1 protein-coding gene is annotated in these 390 nt (G+C 63.8%); it reads left to right on the top strand.

The window, feature by feature from the left end:
• Positions 1-390 (top strand): AMP-binding protein (locus EOA29_RS40825; RefSeq protein ID WP_145970215.1); only part of this gene is annotated, 390 nt, incomplete at both ends.

Here is a 390-nt window from a genome sequence, read left to right as displayed (position 1 = left end):
CTGATCCGTTCAGCCAACAACCCGGCTATGGTGGCGTGCTGGCTGGCCGCTACCAAGGCAGGCGCGGTCGTGGTCAACACCATGCCGATGCTGCGATCAGGCGAACTGTCGCAGATCGTGGACAAGGCCAAGATCACGCTTGCGCTATGCGACACGCGGCTGATGGACGAGATGGTGGCTTGCGCCAAGGACAGCCGCTTCCTCAAGCAGGTCGTCGGCTTCGATGGCACGGCCAATCACGACGCAGAGCTCGACCGCGCGGCCCTCGACAAGCCGGTCGTATTCGATGCCGTGGAGACCGGTCGCGACGACGTGGCCCTGCTTGGGTTCACGTCGGGCACCACCGGCTCGCCAAAGGCGACGATGCATTTTCATCGGGACCTGCTGATC

Source organism: Mesorhizobium sp. M1E.F.Ca.ET.063.01.1.1, from assembly GCF_003998155.1.
Classification (GTDB): domain Bacteria; phylum Pseudomonadota; class Alphaproteobacteria; order Rhizobiales; family Rhizobiaceae; genus Mesorhizobium.
Note: the sequence above shows the minus strand (reverse complement) of the source record. Positions and strands in the feature narration are given on the sequence as shown.